Source organism: Verrucomicrobiota bacterium (assembly GCA_016871495.1).
Lineage (GTDB): Bacteria > Verrucomicrobiota > Verrucomicrobiia > Limisphaerales > VHDF01 > VHDF01.
In genome coordinates this window covers 16,552-31,544 of sequence record VHDF01000053.1, presented here as the reverse complement: position 1 = coordinate 31,544, position 14,993 = coordinate 16,552, and the positions used below count along the sequence as shown (strand labels likewise).

The window sequence follows — 14,993 nt, the reverse complement described above, 5'->3', positions numbered from 1 at the left end:
CGGGGAGTAGAGGCGGATGCCAACCTTCACCCCGGGCCGGTTCATGGCGCGCCAGCCGACCACCAACTGATCATGACCCAGACCGAGCACGTCGCCACAAGCCACCGCATGGCCGTCCACAATGGTCCCATCGACCACACGGCGTTCCCATCGGTCGGTGGCTTTGTTCTCGGCATAGATCACCGCGCTGTTCCCATGCCATGGCTCGACGGTTGCGAGGTAGCGCCGTCCACCTGGGAGCTTCCCGTCACGCACTTCGCCGGCGCCGGGCGCATCCGGACCGTCCAGGCCTCCACCGGCGATGGGATGGCCATGCCATCCCTTGGCCGAATCGAAGAGGAACACACCCTGTTTTCCCGCCAGGACGAACTCGTGTTCCGGATCCTGATCCCATTGCACGGGATGAAAATTATGAGTGATGTGTTGCATGGTCAGGATAGGTTCGACCTTCCAGTTTTCCGCCTTCTCGGGCGAACCGGCGCGGCGGTAAGTGAGCAATCGTACCGCCGTGCCCTGGCCGTTGCGATTGTCACGCCCGTGCAAGGGCGCCATCAACAATTCGTAGCCTCCCTGCCTGCTGCGAATCCACCGCATGCGATGCACCGTCGGTTCGTGGGGCAATTTGACGGGAGTCCATTTCTGGGTCCGGTCCGCGGGCGGCACGAGATAAAAGACGGCGCCGCTGTTTTGGGTGTCCCCGGGATTCCACTCCGCGCCCACCGCAATTTCGGCTCGACCGTCGCCGTCAATGTCCGCGGCGGCGATGCAGACATGGTCCTTTTCCGTGAGCTTGTCGGTGAGGATATGTCTCTTCCAGGAGGGGTTCTGGTACCAGACAAAGCGGGACTTGTCGGCGAGAAGGACATCCGTCTTGCCGTCGCCATCCACGTCGGCGAGGGCGAGGCCGTAGCCGATTTCGATCTGGGTGTCGATCTCGACCGCTTCGAATCGGGGCTCGGGAGGCGTTGCGGCAAGCACGGGAAAAACGACCGAACTCAGCATGAGCGCGGTGAAGGAACAGCAGAAAACGCGCGGGGATTGCATGCCCGCATCCTGACGTTAAGCCCACGGCAATGCAACGGTTTCGCTTGGGCCGGATTCATGGAGAGGAGATCGAGGTGGACCGGGGATGGCTCCGCCAACGTCTGCTCGAAGCAGCCCCAGTGTTTGCCCACGCGCCATGGCGCACTGCAAAAGCCGGTGGATGGACAGTCCCCCTCGCGGGAGACGCGCTTGCCAAGGCCGCGAACCCTCCGCGAGAATGCCCCCGGCTCACGCACGCGAAAAGGCATGGCGCGGCCGCACATGATTCAGCGATTGCAATGTCCACTGACCGGCCAGGCAGCCCCGGTCGTCTTTTCAAGGCCTTACGACCTGCCAGAGTTTCGATCCATGACTCGCGGCGCCGAAAAGCGATGGCTCGCAAGGAAACCTTACGAAATACGGGAAAGCCCGCTGGGCGGATTTCACTTCCAAACGTGGGTGATGGAGGACGGCGAGTTGGCGGATTGGTATTCGCCGCCGACGGGGGATGAGGTTTTCCGCGAACAGATCGAACGTCAAAAGCTGCATTGGTTCGCCCATATGACCGAGGAGATTTTGGTCCTGCGCCAATTATGTCCGGCGCCTTCCCCGCGGGTGCTCGATTTCGGGTGTAATTGGGGCAAGTGGGCGAGCATGGCGTTGGCTCACGGTTGCGACGTTTATGCGGTGGAGGTGAATCGAGCCGCGGCGGACTTTTGCTCCCGGCGCGGGATCAAAATCGTCACCCAGGAGGATTTGGCCGGATTGGAATTCGACTTCATCAACGTCGATCAAGTCGCCGAGCATTTGAGCGATCCCCTTGGCGTGGTGGGAAGGCTGGCCGGCCGACTGAAGCCCGGCGCTTATTTGAAACTGAGCACACCCGATCAATCCGGGCTTCCAGCCCGTTTGAAGCGGGCCCAAGCGAGCGGGGACAACGGGATTCTCGAAGCCCGGACCTTGGATGCCCTCGCGCCCTTGGAACATGTCAATTTGTTTTCAGGGTCCTCACTGCGCAAGCTCGGGCAGCTTTGCGGACTGACACCGGTGCGCCTGCCCTGGTTGAAGTGGATGGGCGCCGGTCAACTCTGGAATCTGCCCCGTCAATTCAATCGCAATTGGGTGACCCCCTGGAAACGCTGGCGTCAGCAAGGCACCTACGCGTGGTTTCAGAAATCCTGAGCTCAGCTCGTGGCCGCCCGCATGGACAGGTGAACCTCCCGACTAACTTGATGCTCAAGTTACTCACCGTTCCGCACCCCGCCCCGGCGGAGTTCTTTTGCTGGAAACGGCCATTCAGCAGCGTCGAGATACGCCCAAGCTCGAGCGTCAAACACCTGCCGAAAGTTGATGCGGATCAATGGCCATTCCCCGGGGAAAAGGCGTGAGCAGACATGAGTTCCCCGCACGCCGTGAGCGCGGCCTGAGGAGTGATGTCGATCATGGTGTTTTTGTCAGAATTCATTTGGGATGGATTGGACTTCAAGAGCCGGTAGGCAACGCGCCACGGATGCCACTGCTCGATCAGGGAAGGGCCGAACAAGGCCACGGTCGGAGCTTGGCATGCCGCTGCCAAATGCATCGCCGCCGTGTCCACGCCCACGAACAATCGAGCCTCATAGAGCAGTCCCGCCAACTGAGCCCAGGAGAGCCGCCCTCCCGTGCAGAGGACTCCAGGGCCGATGGACTGGGCGAGCGCAGCGCAAAATTCCATTTCGCTTGGATCCGGGCCGGAACTGATGACGATGGAGTCCAGTTCTTGCCTGAGCTTTTGGCCCAACACCACCCAATGCTCCGTCGGCCAGCGCTTGCGTTTCCAACGCGTGCCGGGATGCAGGACCGCGTAACGGCCCGCCCTCAGGCCGAGGTCGCAAGGGACGGTCCGGTCTTTGGAGAACACCAGCGGCGGGGGGGAATCGATCTGGAGCGGAAGGAACTCGCGCACCACGTGGAACGAGGCTTCCACCTGATGTTCGCGGCTCCAATCACGCGTTGAAATCTTATTGAACCAGGGCCGCCAGAATCGGGGAAGCCGATAGACGCCATCACTCGCGCAACGAAAGTGCGCTCCGCTCCAGGCCGCGAGCAGTCTCCCGCGATCTCCATGGGAGAGCTCAAAAGCGAAATCGAAGGATTGACGCCGAATCTCCCCCAACAAGGACAAGTCTTTGAGAAAATCCCAGCGTGATCGCCGGTCGGATTCCGGGGCGGCGGTAGTCAACAAACGATCGATGTGAGGTGAACCGGCGAGAATGCCTTCGGTTCCCCGTCGAACCACCACCCAAATTTGGGCCTCGGGATAAGTCGCTTTTGCAGCGGCCAGGGTGGGCGTCAGAAGGAGCGCATCCCCAATGTGTTTCGGTTTGATGAAAAGGAGGCGCATCAAGTGGTTGGAGACCGGGACACCGGGCCAAGCCCGCATCGTTCACACACGATCGGACTCGAAAAGGTTATGCCGTGCCCGGACACTGCGTGATGCTGCCAAGCGCACTGGATGGAGGCAAGGCGTGGCCGTGAACACGCAGCCGTTCTCATTTTGACGGGTAGGGCGCGCACTCCGCTGCGCGCCGAGACCGGCTCTTTCCAAAAGCGGCGCGCAGCGGAGTGCGCGCCCTACCTTGTTCCAGGCAAAATGAGAACGGCTGATGAACTCGAGCCCGAGGTCCGCGCTAACGCCACGTTTCAGGGTGCGGCTCGTGGTCCCGGTTCGAGCGCCTTCGGGCGGAGTCCGTCTTGGCGGTCCACTGGTCCGGACGGCCTTGATCCACTTGGCCACCGCGCAAATTCCGCTTGTTCCGGCGAGCCGAATTACGATGATTCGATCCATGCCTGCCACACGACGAGCCCCTGCCATGGATCTGCCCCTTCGACCGCGCCGTCTGCGCCGCCATCAGGCCGTCCGCGACCTCGTCCAGGAGACTTTCCTCCGTTCCGAGGATCTGATCGCGCCCCTCTTCGTGCATGATTTGGACCGTGAGGAAACGCCGGTCAAGTCCATGCCGGGTGTCGCCCGATTTTCGATTCGCCGCCTGGTTGAGGAATGCCGGGTGCTTTCGGGCCTCGGCATCCGCGCCGTGGCTGTATTTCCATGCCTCGATCCGTCGTTGAAGAATCCCGGGGGTACCGAGGGTTTTTCGCCGCGCGGGTTAATTCCTCGCGCCGTGACCGCCATAAAGAAGGCTTTGCCGGGACTTTTGGTGATTACGGACGTGGCCTTGGATCCTTACACCAGCCATGGCCATGATGGCTTGCTGGACTCGGAGGGTGAGGTCGACAACGATCGAACCGTGGAAGCGCTTTGCCGCCAGGCTGTCGTGGAGGCACGGGCCGGGGCGGATTGGGTGGCGCCGTCGGACATGATGGACGGACGGGTGGCGGCCATTCGGCGCTCTTTGGATGCCGCGGGTTTTCAGCGTGTTGGCATTCTGGCGTATTCCGCCAAGTTTGCCTCCGCCTACTATGGCCCCTTTCGCGACGCGGTGGGCAGCCGGCAAGCAGCCGGTCAGACCTATCTCGACAAGCGTTCCTACCAATTGAATCCCGCCAACCGGCGGGAGGCGATCCGGGATGCGTTGCTCGATGCCGGTGAAGGTGCGGACATTTTGATGGTCAAACCGGCGGGACCCTATTTGGACATTGTTCGTGAACTGCGTGAGCAAACCCGGCTGCCGATTGCGGCTTATCAGGTCTCGGGGGAGTATGCGCAAATCCATGCGGCCGCGAACTTGGGCTGGCTGGACTATGCTGCCGCACGCGATGAATCCGTGCTTGGCATCAAGCGCGCGGGGGCCGACCTCATCCTCACCTATTTTGCGAAAGAAATCGCCACCACGCTGGCGTGATGGTTCCGGAGGCCGGAAGCGGAGCAACCCGGTGCATCCCGATGTTGCCGGTGATGCAGGTAGGGCGCGTCCGTCCCGGCGCGCCGCCGGAGCATGATGTTTTGCATCCCGTGGGCGGCGGGCTGGGACAGGCCCGCCCTACCAACAACATCGGGATACACGGGGAGCAACCGGGCAAACAACGGCGGGATTGACGCGGCTTGGTGCAGGCAGCGAAGATTGGAGCCCGTTCAACTTGTCCACTCACTTATGAGCGAAAACATCACGTCCATGCTTCATGAAGAGAGGGTTTTCCCGCCTTCCAAGGAGTTTTCAAAGCAGGCCCGCCTTTCGTCCATGGCGCAGTATCGAAAGCTTTACGCGGAGTCCATCCGCTCCCCGGAAACTTTTTGGGCCAAGCAGGCGAAGGAGGAACTCGTCTGGATCAAGCCATGGAAGCAAGTGCTGCGTTGGAAGACGCCATCCTGCCAGTGGTTCGTTGGAGGGAAGCTCAATCTTTCCGCCAATTGCCTGGACAAGCATGTGGGCACGCCGGTGGCCAATCGCGCGGCGATCATTTGGGAAGGCGAACCGGCCGGACCGGGCAAGCCGGGTGAAGAACGAGTGCTCACCTACCGGCAACTGCACCGCGAAGTCTGCAATTTCGCCAATGTGTTGAAGAACTCAGGCCTTCGCAAAGGCGACCGCGTCATCATCTACCTGCCCATGGTTCCGGAGGCGGCGATTGCCATGCTGGCTTGCGCGAGGATCGGTGCGGTGCACTCGGTGGTGTTTGGCGGCTTCAGCGCGCAGTCCGTGGCGGATCGCATCCAGGATTCCCAGGCGAAGCTGGTGATTACCTCGGACGGCGGCTTTCGCCGCGGCGCGATCGTTCCCTTGAAGAAGAACGTGGACGACGCGTTGAATCTGGTGGATGCGGCGGGAAAGCGTCTGGCCGCCACCATCGAAAGGGTCATCGTGTTGAAACGCACAGGCCACGACGTCCCGATGAAGGAGGGTGTTGATGTTTGGTGGCATGAGGAGTGCGGCAGGGCTTCCTCGGTTTGTGCCCCGGCGGCCATGGACAGCGAATCGCCGTTGTTCATTCTTTACACCAGCGGTTCCACTGGAAAGCCCAAGGGTATCCTGCATACGACGGCGGGTTATCTGTTGGGAGCCAAACTGACCTCGAAGTACGTTTTCGATCTCAAGGAAACCGATGTGTACTGGTGCACCGCCGATGTGGGTTGGGTGACGGGGCACAGTTATGTCGTCTACGGACCCCTGGCCAACGGCGCCACCAGCCTGATGTACGAGGGTGCGCCCAATCATCCCGAGCCAGATCGTTTTTGGCGCATTGTGGCGAAATACGGGGTCACCATCCTTTATACGGCGCCCACCGCGATCCGCGCCTTCATGAAATGGGGGGAATCCTGGCCGAAGAAACATGATCTTTCGTCGCTGCGCCTGCTGGGGACGGTGGGAGAGCCCATCAATCCCGAGGCCTGGATTTGGTATCATGAGGTGATCGGCGGCAAACGTTGCCCCATCGTCGATACCTGGTGGCAGACGGAAACCGGCGCCATCATGATCACGCCTCTGCCGGGCGTCACGCCCACCAAGCCAGGCACCGCCACGTTGCCCTTCTTCGGGATCCTGCCCGAGGTGGTCGATGATCAAGGCCGCGCGGTGCCGAAAGGCTCCGGCGGCAAGTTGGTGATCCGCAAACCGTGGCCGAGCATGCTCCGAGGCCTTTGGGGCGATCCGCAGCGTTACAAAGAAGTGTATTGGAAGGAGGTCCCCGGCAGCTATTTCACCGGGGACGGCTGCCGGCAGGACAAGGACGGCTATTTTTGGATCGTGGGGCGCATCGATGACGTGCTCAACGTCGCGGGGCATCGCATTGGCACGGCGGAAGTCGAAAGCGCTCTCGTGAGCCATTTGAAAGTGGCCGAGGCCGCGGTGGTGGGGCGTCCGGACAGCCTCAAAGGCCAGGCCCTGGTAGCGTTCGTCACGCTCAAGACCGGCGTCAAGGCCTCGCCCGAGTTGCAAAAGGAATTGCGCGAACACGTCGGCAAGGAGATTGGGCCGGTGGCAAAGCCCGACGACATTCGCTTCGCCGAAATGCTGCCCAAGACGCGATCAGGAAAAATCATGCGGCGATTGCTCAAGCAAATCGCCTCCGGCGCCGAGATCAAGGGCGACACCACCACCCTCGAGGATTTTAGCGTGCTCGCCAAATTGAGCCAGACCGACGAGTAGGTGGGTGGAATCCGCAGGTTTCTCTATGGGACGCCGCGGACCGAAAGCGCAACCGCGAGGTTCAGTTTCGGGCCCAGTTAAGTTCTCAAGCTTCGATCAGTTCGATCAGCGCCGTTGCGGCGCGGGCGCAAGCGCCGGGCGGACCCAAAGATTGCGCGGCTTGACGAAGTTCAGCGCGCAGTTCTTTCAAGCGCTCGGGATTCTCGAGAATGTGGAACGCTTCCTCAGCCAACCGCCGACCTGTGACCTCGTGCTGGATGCATTCCGGCATGATTTTCTTCCCGGCCAGCAGGTTGGGCATGGCGAGGTAGGGCACGCGGATCATGCGGCGCCCGATTTGATACGTGGACCACGAGGTGACGTAGAAAGCCACCGTCGGAACTTCGTGCAACGCGCATTCCAGCGTGACCGTTCCCGTCGAAGCCAGAGCCAGCGCGGATTGGCACAGCACCTCGCTTAAATTTCCAACGCGGAATTCAACCCCCTGGCCTCGCAGCTCTGCTTCACGATTGCGGTCCAGCAAATCGTCGCGCGGCAGCACCATCACGGGCCGCAACCGCGTTCGCTCCTGAATAATCCTGGCCGCTTCCACAACCGGGGTCCAATGACTTTCCAGTTCCGCGCGGCGGCTCCCCGGGAGCAGCGCCAAAAGAGGACGCGGTGCATGTTCGTCCAAACGTCCGGCGGGTAAAGGGCGATCTCGCAAGGGGTGTCCGACCCATTGAACGCGTAATCGCGGGGCGTTTCGCGCGTACCATTCCCTTTCGAACGGGAACACCGAAAGCAGGAGGTCGAGATCTCGCTGCATCGATTTCACTCTTCCCGGCCGGGAGGCCCAAACCTGGGGCGAAACGAATTGTGCGATGCGCGGGCGCCAATTCCGGAATCCGGCGGAGGGGCCTTCCGCAGCGGCACGGCGCAGAGCGGCGGCGAGTCTTCGGTTGAATCCGGAGAAATCCACACAGATGACCAGTTCGGGCTGCCGGCGGCGCGCAAGTTCGATCAGTTGATCAAAGACGCCGCGATAGAATCGGTATTGGCGCAACGCCTCGACCAACCCGATGATCGAATGACGGGTGAGATCCACCGTGAGCTCCACGCCTGCCGCCGCCAAAGCGGGTCCGCCCGCGCCAAAGAAGCGAGGGCGCAACCCGGGCCAGCGTGCTTGGAGTTCGCGCACCAAGCGGCTGGCCAGTTCATCGCCGCTGGGTTCCCCCGCGACGATCAGGCATTCGGCTGGCTGTCGCGGGGGCATGTGGAGAGGTCGGCTTCAGGCAGCCGAAGCGGCGTCGATCTGGCGGGTGATCTCGAAGGCGAGATCCAGGGCATCCTTGGCCGACGCGCCGCTGACCTTCGGCGTCTTGCGGGCCAGGACACACTGCACGAAATGGCTGAGTTCAAGGCGGAGGGGCTCTTCCTTGTTCAGCGGAACGGGTTCTCGAACGATGCGGCGGCCTCCGAACTCGCTCACGATGGCCGAGTCCTTGGCCTTCATCAGTTTCGTCAACAACGAGCTCTCGGGTTCATCCTCGCGGGCGATTCGGTAAATGTAACCTTCCTGGGCACGGTAATCGAGCGAGACGTAAGCGGGTTGAGCGCCGCCGCTGAACACACGGATTTTGCGCAGTCGCTCGGGGCTGATGCGGCTCGCGGTGAGATTGGCGACGCAGCCATTGGCGAAACGGAGGCGAGCGTTGGCGATGTCCTCGCGCCCGCTCAACACCTTGACTCCGACTCCTTCGACGCTTTGGACCGGAGCGCGCACCAGGGCAAGGATGACATCCAGGTCATGAATCATGAGATCGAGCACCACCCCTATGTCGGTGCTGCGCGCGGGGTAGGGAGACAGGCGGTGGCACTCGATGAATCGGGGGTGGGTGGCAGCTTCTTGGAGCCAGGAGAAGACCGGATTGAAACGCTCGACATGTCCGACCTGGAGGATGACTTGGCGGCGGCGAGCGCATTCGACCAGATCGGCGGCTTGCTCGGCGTGATCCGTCATCGGTTTTTCCACCAGGACGTGCTTGCCTTGTTCGAGCAGGTCGCGGGCGATCTCAAAATGAGTGCGGGTCGGCGTGACCACGCTGAAGGCTTCGGCGGAGGCGGCGGCTTCGACCAGGGAATCGAAAGCGGGAACGCCCAGGCGATCGGCGATTTTGCGGGCAGTTTCGGGATGGGCGTCGTAAACGCCGGCCAGGCATACGGGGCCGGACTTCGCAAGCTCGTGATAAATGCGGGCGTGTTCCTTGCCCAGGGATCCCGTGCCGATGACGGCGACGCGCAGTTTGGACGCAGCCATGCCTCATCGTGCGGCCCAGGGAGGAAGCATTCCAAGGGGAAAAGATTGACTGCTACGAATCTCGGTGCATCCGCAGGTTGTCGGTGAAACGCGCGGCAGCGCCGGGATACGGTGTAGACGCCGCTCCAGGGTGTGTCCTCAAAGGGGCTGCCAGGGCGAAGGCATTCACCCAGGGCGGGCCATGGAGCGGGAGGCGATCGCCGCGGCCGATGGGCGCGAGCGGAAATGTTGTGAACGGCGCGCCCCGTCAATTTGCGGATGCACCGCTTCGTTTCGCCCGCCGTCTTGTGTCCTTGCGGCCCGTGCAGGCCAGGAGGACAATGCCGTCGAGATGAATTCGTCCGCTCTGATCTCCACCCTCTCCGATCTGGTCGCCATTCCCAGTGTGAATCCTGCGTACGATGGGGGTGTTTCGGAGATTGCCGTTTGCGATTACGTCTCTCGTTTCTGCGCGAGTCATGGCCTGGAATCCTGGACCCAGGAGGTGTTTCCCGGACGCCCCAATCTCATCGCGCGTTTGCCCGGCCAAAATCCCAAGCGTAGGATCATCCTCGAGGCCCATACGGACACGGCTCCCATCCACGGCATGTCCGTCTCGCCTTTTGACCCGGAGTGCCGGAACGGCAACCTCTACGGACGCGGTGCCTGCGATACCAAAGCGGGATTGGCCGCCATGATGCATGCCGTGGGCTGGCTCAAGCAGTATGGAATCACCCCGCCCTGCGAGGTTTGGCTCGCCGCGGTAGCGGACGAAGAATTCTCCTTTCGCGGCGTGCTCAAGCTCTGCGAAGGATTGACGGCGAATGCCGCCCTCGTCGCGGAACCCACCGAATTGCGCCTGGTCACAGCCACCAAAGGAGTATTACGATGGCAAATTCGTGTCTGCGGCAAGGCGGCCCATAGCTCCAAACCCCACCTCGGTGTCAACGCCATCGAGCACATGGCTCGGCTCATTTTGGCATTGGAGCAAGACTCGAAGCGGGGGAGCACCACCGTCCATCCTTTGCTGGGGCCGGCCACCTGCAACATCGGAGTGATCCGCGGCGGTGTCCAAGTGAATGCGGTCCCCGATGAATGTGTCATCGAAGTCGATCGGCGTTTGCTGCCCGGCGAGACGATCCGGACCGTGCTGGATCACTACCAAGCCCTGCTCGACGAATTATCCACCCGTCACCCTGGGTTCCGCGCGGAGCAGAAACAACCGATGCTGACCGATGAAGCGCTGGAAACACCGGCCTCCGCAGACGTGGTTCAAGTCGCCCAGCGGGTCCTGTCCGGCATGGGATGGGACGGTACTCCAACCGGTGTTCCCTTTGGAAGCGACGCCAGCAAACTGGCGCGGCATGGCATCCCCAGCGTGGTGGTCGGTCCCGGCAGCATCAATCGCGCGCACGCCGCGGAGGAGTTCGTCGAACTGGACCAGGTGGAGGCCGCTTTCGAGTTTTATCGAACATTCCTGCAAACGTTCGAGTAAGGAACCGAGCAACCTGCCGGGTTCAAGTTCTCAGAGGGCCTGATCCAATCCCCGAAGGAAACGTTCGATGTCCTCTTCGGAATTGTATCCGTGCACCGCCACCCGAATGCGGCCCGCATGGTGCATCACATGCACCTTGGAAGCTTCGAGCGCGGCGTGAATAGATTCCGATTGCGGGTGCCGGAAGGCGACGATTCCCGACGGAGATTGCGGTTGCCACGGGGCCAGCGGCTGCAAACCCCGGCGCACCAATCCGTCATGGACACGCCGCGTGAGAGGATTCGCATGGTGTTCGATGGCGCTCACGCCGGTCCGTTCCAGATATCTGAGGCTTGCGTTGAGGGCATAGAGGGCAACGAAATTCGGCATGCCCACGCCGTAACTCGCCGCGCCTTCCCTGGCCACAGCTCGTTCGAAGCGGTCCGCTTCAAAAGCGTTCGTCAAATGAAACCATCCGCCCGCGCGCGTCGTCAGCGCCGAGGCTCCCGCCGCGGGAACGCCCACCAAACAGCCACCGTGAAGGCCCAGCGTCCACTTGTGGGTGCTGCAAACCAGCACATCCGCATCTTGAGAATCGATGGGGATTCGCCCCAGGGCTTGCGTCACGTCCACCGCCAGCACAGCCCTGGGAGCACACCGCCTGACGCAATCCCGGAACCGCCCCCAGGGTATTCGAAATCCGTTGTAGAAGCTGACCAGGGACACTTGAACCAAGCGGGTCCTCGGGTTCAGCAACGGTTCCAGATCGGAAAGTCGCAGTTCCCCTTCGACCGACTGCCAGAGGCGGACGCGAGGGCCGCGGGCGGCTCGCAACCAGGGAGTCGCGCCCGCGGGAAAATCAAGATCCGTGATGACCACTTCCTCGGATGCGTTGGAGTCGAGTGCGGTCGCGAGCAGGTTGTAAGCCTCGGAACTGCAGGAACAGAAGCCGATCTCCTGGGGCTGCAAACCGGTGAATCGAGCGCCGATTTCGCGGCACGCTTCCAAAGTGGCGTAATGGGCTTCGCGCCCCTTCATGCCTTGCTGCTTGTCCCGCAGATAAGTGTGAACCGCTTCGCCGACGCACCGGGGGGGAATGCTCTCCGCGGCGGTGTTCAAGTAGGCGATCCCTTCCAGGCTGGGAAAATCTTCCTTCCGAGATTGGGGTGTGAGCATGGAGCAAATGGAATGGTAACCGTTGCCCGCGCTGTCTCGCCGCGCAAGGACTTACAAAGCCCCAGGCTCAATTTGCCCGGGTCCAAGGTCAATATTCGATTTGATCCTTCACGAATCTTCTGTTGCCATCAGAGAGGCATCTTAGCCGACCTCATCCCCCCACCCCGTTATGTTTGGACGCCGCACAGAACCTTCTCCGACTCGGCGCATCGTCCGAGGCCTGATCTGGGCCGCATTCGCGGCGGTACTGGTGCTTCGATACGGAGTCTTTCGCGAGTATTACGCCGAGTACCACCGCGAACGGGCGGAAGAAGGCCGGAGGGAAGGCGGCGTCATGGCGCAAGCTTGGACCGGGGGAGGCGGCGGAAATTGGCGCCAGGGAAGACGCAGGGGTGAACGGACACCCGCCCGGGTCCGTGCCGCGCAGCAGCCCGTGCCAGCGGATTTCCCGCGCTTTGAAATTCAAATCGCGCCCAAAGATGTCGAGACCCTGCGCGGCTACCATTGGAGCGGGTGGGGTGGACAAGAGGTCGAGCGCCCCGCCGTGATGGCGACCGTCAAGGAATCCGGAGTCCTTTACACCAACGTGGAGATCAAGCTGAAAGGGGCGGCCGGCAGTTTTCGGCCCTTTGACGACAAGCCGGCCTGGACCTTGAATTTTTCAAAACATGCCCCGCACCAGCAGTTCAAAGGATTCTCGAAGTTTTCGCTCAACAATTCCGTCCAGGACGACAGTTTTCTTTGCGAAATCATCACGCGCGAAATGTTTGTGGAGGCCGGCGTGCCCGCCCCGCAAGCGGGCCACGCCACGGCCGTGGTGAACGGACGCGACCTTGGGCTCTACGTCATGGTGGAAGGATATGGCAAACCGTTCCTGAAAAGGCATTTTCGCGACACCCGCGGCAACTTGTACGACAGCGGATTCTGTCGCGATATCGACGCCCCTTTGGACACGAATTCAGGGGACCACCCCGAAGATCGCAGCGATCTTGAGCAACTGCTCCGCGCCGCGCTGGAGCCCCAGGCCAAAGCGAGGGAAACCAAGCTCAAGCAGATTCTCGACCTGGACCGCTTCATGACCATGCTCGCCCTGGAAAGCATCACCTGCCACTGGGACGGTTACTCCATGAACCGGAACAACTATCGCGTGTTCCACGATCTGCAGGTCGACAAGTTGATCTTCCTTCCTCATGGCTTGGATCAAATGTTCGGAATCCGCCGCTCGTCACCGCATATGGAGCTGCTCCCGCCCATGCGCGGTGTCGTTTCCGACGCCGTCCTGTCGCTGCCGGGGGCCGAGGAGGTGTTTCTGAAGCGGGTCGCGAGCTTGACGACCCAAGTGTTTGTTGCGGAAAAACTGACCCGGCGAGTGCAAGGGCTCGCCGCCAAGCTTCGTCCAACCCTCGCCGCCTATGGACCTGATTTCGTGTCGCAACACCAGGCGGCGTGCGACTACCTCGTCCAACGCATTGAAACGCGGGCCAAAAGCGTTTCAATGCAGCTCGCCTTCTTCCAGGAAGCCGTGGCTAAGAAATGAAGCTGTAATCGTAGGGTTTGCGCATCTCCCGCGAAAGCCAGCGGTTGGCCTCTTTCGCGTTTGGCCCGACGCATTCCTCTTTTTCAGGATTCCACTTCAAGGGCTGATTCATGCGGACGGAGATCACTCCCAGGTGGGCCACGGAGATCGATCGATGTCCTATCTCCACGTCGCAGATGGGTTCCTGGCGGCTCCGGATGCATTCAAAGAAATTCCCCATGTGGTTTCCGCTATTGTAGAGCTTGAGCGTCCCCTCTGGGAGCGGCTTTTGCAGCAGTTCCTCGTTGCTTGCCTTCAACGCCCCTCGAGCCACAAAGATCCAACCGTCGGAGCCTAGGAACTGGACCCCATTCGGCGTTTTCTTGCCGTCCCCGACGACATTGAGGTCGGTCACCGTGCTTTCGTCCACAATCGCCATCGTAACGCCGTTCTGATAGCGGCAATCGATCCGATACTTCGAGGCGGCCGTAAAGCCTCCGGGGACCATGTCGCGCAGGGATTTGCCGTTGATTTCGACAGGACCACTGCGCTCCGTGCCGTTGCCCCATTGGGCAATGTCGTTGTGATGCGCGCCCCAATCGGTCATCTGACCGCCGCTGAACGCGTACCACCAGCGAAAATCCCAATGACAATTCTTGCCGTTGTAAGGCATGAAAGCCGCCTGCCCCAGGTAATAGTCCCAATTCAAGCCTGGAGGCACCGGGACCTCGGGAAACGGCCCTGCGACCGGACCCGTGGGCAACCCGACGATGATGTGCTGCAGGCGGCCAATGCGCCCGTTGCGAACGAGTTCGCAGGCCACTCGAAAATTGCGGTCGCTGCGCTGCTGACTTCCCGTTTGCAGAATACGCCGGTGTTTTCGAACCTCCCGCACCAGCCGCTTGCCCTCATCAATCGTCAACGTCAACGGCTTCTCGCTGTAGATGTCTTTGCCCGTTCGCGCCGCCAGGATGTTGATCAAGGTATGCCAGTGATCGGGCGTGCCATTGACGATGACGTGGACATCGTCGCGTTCCATCAGTTTTCTAAAGTCGGTGTACTTCTGTGGAACCTTTCCTTCCTTCGTAAACTGCTTGGCCGCCCCATCGGCGTGGCGTTCGTCCACATCGCAAACCGCAACCACATCGCCAAATCGAGCGGCGGCTGAGCAATCCCCGCGTCCTTGCCCACCACATCCCACGAGGGCGATTCCCGGACGGTCATTGGGACCGAGGACCTTGGGCTGCGCGGCATGCGCGGCCTCGAATTCCTGATACCAAACTGGAACTCCTGTGGCGGCGGCTAATGCGGAGGCGGATTGGAGAAAACGGCGACGATGAATCTGGAAAGGCTTCGGGGTCACGTGGGAGAATGCCTTCCAAGTCCCCTCATCGTCAAGAGGCGTTTCGATCCCTAGCCCGCATACCGTGCATCCCAAAGATG

Annotated in this window: 11 protein-coding genes; 5 read left to right on the top strand and 6 right to left on the bottom strand. The window is 61.3% G+C overall.

Annotated elements, in window-relative coordinates; genetic code table 11:
• Positions 1–1,044: VCBS repeat-containing protein (locus FJ404_12500; protein MBM3823685.1), on the bottom strand; the 1,044-nt coding region annotated here is incomplete at its 3' end.
• Between FJ404_12500 and FJ404_12495 the strand changes: the two genes are divergently transcribed.
• Positions 805–2,205, top strand: a complete 1,401-nt coding sequence (locus tag FJ404_12495) for a class I SAM-dependent methyltransferase (protein ID MBM3823684.1) — start codon at positions 805–807, stop codon at positions 2,203–2,205. The genes FJ404_12500 and FJ404_12495 overlap by 240 nt on opposite strands.
• Positions 2,206–2,380: 175 nt before the next feature.
• Here FJ404_12495 and FJ404_12490 read toward each other — a convergent pair whose 3' ends face one another.
• Positions 2,381–3,445 carry a glycosyltransferase family 9 protein gene (locus tag FJ404_12490; protein ID MBM3823683.1) on the bottom strand — a complete coding sequence of 355 codons (1,065 nt, stop codon included), beginning with the start codon at positions 3,443–3,445 and terminating at the stop codon, positions 2,381–2,383.
• Positions 3,446–3,848: 403 nt separating this feature from the next.
• On the opposite strand from FJ404_12490, the gene hemB reads away from it, so the two are divergent.
• Positions 3,849–4,865 (top strand): porphobilinogen synthase, encoded by a 1,017-nt coding sequence (hemB, locus tag FJ404_12485; protein MBM3823682.1) that lies wholly within the window; start codon positions 3,849–3,851, stop codon positions 4,863–4,865.
• Between the two features lie 249 nt (positions 4,866–5,114).
• Positions 5,115–7,106: an acetate--CoA ligase gene (gene acs / locus FJ404_12480; protein MBM3823681.1), complete on the top strand. Its 1,992-nt coding sequence runs from the start codon at positions 5,115–5,117 to the stop codon at positions 7,104–7,106.
• Positions 7,107–7,191: 85 nt separating this feature from the next.
• On the opposite strand, the gene lpxB is transcribed toward acs, so the two are convergent.
• A complete protein-coding gene (gene lpxB, locus FJ404_12475) occupies positions 7,192–8,361 on the bottom strand; it encodes a lipid-A-disaccharide synthase (GenBank protein ID MBM3823680.1) in 1,170 nt (389 codons plus the stop codon).
• Between the two features lie 15 nt (positions 8,362–8,376).
• A complete protein-coding gene (locus tag FJ404_12470; GenBank protein MBM3823679.1) occupies positions 8,377–9,405 on the bottom strand; it encodes a Gfo/Idh/MocA family oxidoreductase in 1,029 nt (342 codons plus the stop codon).
• 331 nt (positions 9,406–9,736) lie between these two features.
• Here FJ404_12470 and FJ404_12465 point away from each other — a divergent pair, with 331 nt between their 5' ends.
• Entirely contained in the window at positions 9,737–10,879 is a 1,143-nt protein-coding gene (locus tag FJ404_12465; protein ID MBM3823678.1) for a M20 family metallopeptidase, read from the top strand.
• A 30-nt stretch (positions 10,880–10,909) separates the two neighbouring features.
• Here the strand turns inward: FJ404_12465 and FJ404_12460 are convergent, their stop codons facing one another.
• On the bottom strand, positions 10,910–12,034 hold the full coding sequence (locus tag FJ404_12460) for an aminotransferase class V-fold PLP-dependent enzyme (protein ID MBM3823677.1): 1,125 nt from the start codon (positions 12,032–12,034) through the stop codon (positions 10,910–10,912).
• Positions 12,035–12,203: 169 nt separating this feature from the next.
• Here FJ404_12460 and FJ404_12455 point away from each other — a divergent pair, with 169 nt between their 5' ends.
• Complete coding sequence (locus FJ404_12455; protein ID MBM3823676.1) at positions 12,204–13,571, top strand: hypothetical protein; 1,368 nt, start codon at positions 12,204–12,206, stop codon at positions 13,569–13,571.
• Here the strand turns inward: FJ404_12455 and FJ404_12450 are convergent.
• Positions 13,561–14,961 (bottom strand): Gfo/Idh/MocA family oxidoreductase, encoded by a 1,401-nt coding sequence (locus tag FJ404_12450; protein ID MBM3823675.1) that lies wholly within the window; start codon positions 14,959–14,961, stop codon positions 13,561–13,563. The genes FJ404_12455 and FJ404_12450 overlap by 11 nt on opposite strands.
• Between the last annotated feature and the right edge of the window lie 32 nt (positions 14,962–14,993).

Coding starts and splice junctions, on each gene's coding strand:
- hemB (MBM3823682.1), top strand. CDS start 3,849: ATGCCTGCCACACGACGAGCCCCTGCCATGGATCTGCCCCTTCGACCG.
- FJ404_12465 (MBM3823678.1), top strand. CDS start 9,737: ATGAATTCGTCCGCTCTGATCTCCACCCTCTCCGATCTGGTCGCCATT.
- FJ404_12460 (MBM3823677.1), bottom strand. CDS start 12,034: ATGCTCACACCCCAATCTCGGAAGGAAGATTTTCCCAGCCTGGAAGGG.
- acs (MBM3823681.1), top strand. CDS start 5,115: ATGAGCGAAAACATCACGTCCATGCTTCATGAAGAGAGGGTTTTCCCG.
- FJ404_12490 (MBM3823683.1), bottom strand. CDS start 3,445: ATGCGGGCTTGGCCCGGTGTCCCGGTCTCCAACCACTTGATGCGCCTC.
- lpxB (MBM3823680.1), bottom strand. CDS start 8,361: ATGCCCCCGCGACAGCCAGCCGAATGCCTGATCGTCGCGGGGGAACCC.
- FJ404_12495 (MBM3823684.1), top strand. CDS start 805: ATGTCTCTTCCAGGAGGGGTTCTGGTACCAGACAAAGCGGGACTTGTC.
- FJ404_12455 (MBM3823676.1), top strand. CDS start 12,204: ATGTTTGGACGCCGCACAGAACCTTCTCCGACTCGGCGCATCGTCCGA.
- FJ404_12470 (MBM3823679.1), bottom strand. CDS start 9,405: ATGGCTGCGTCCAAACTGCGCGTCGCCGTCATCGGCACGGGATCCCTG.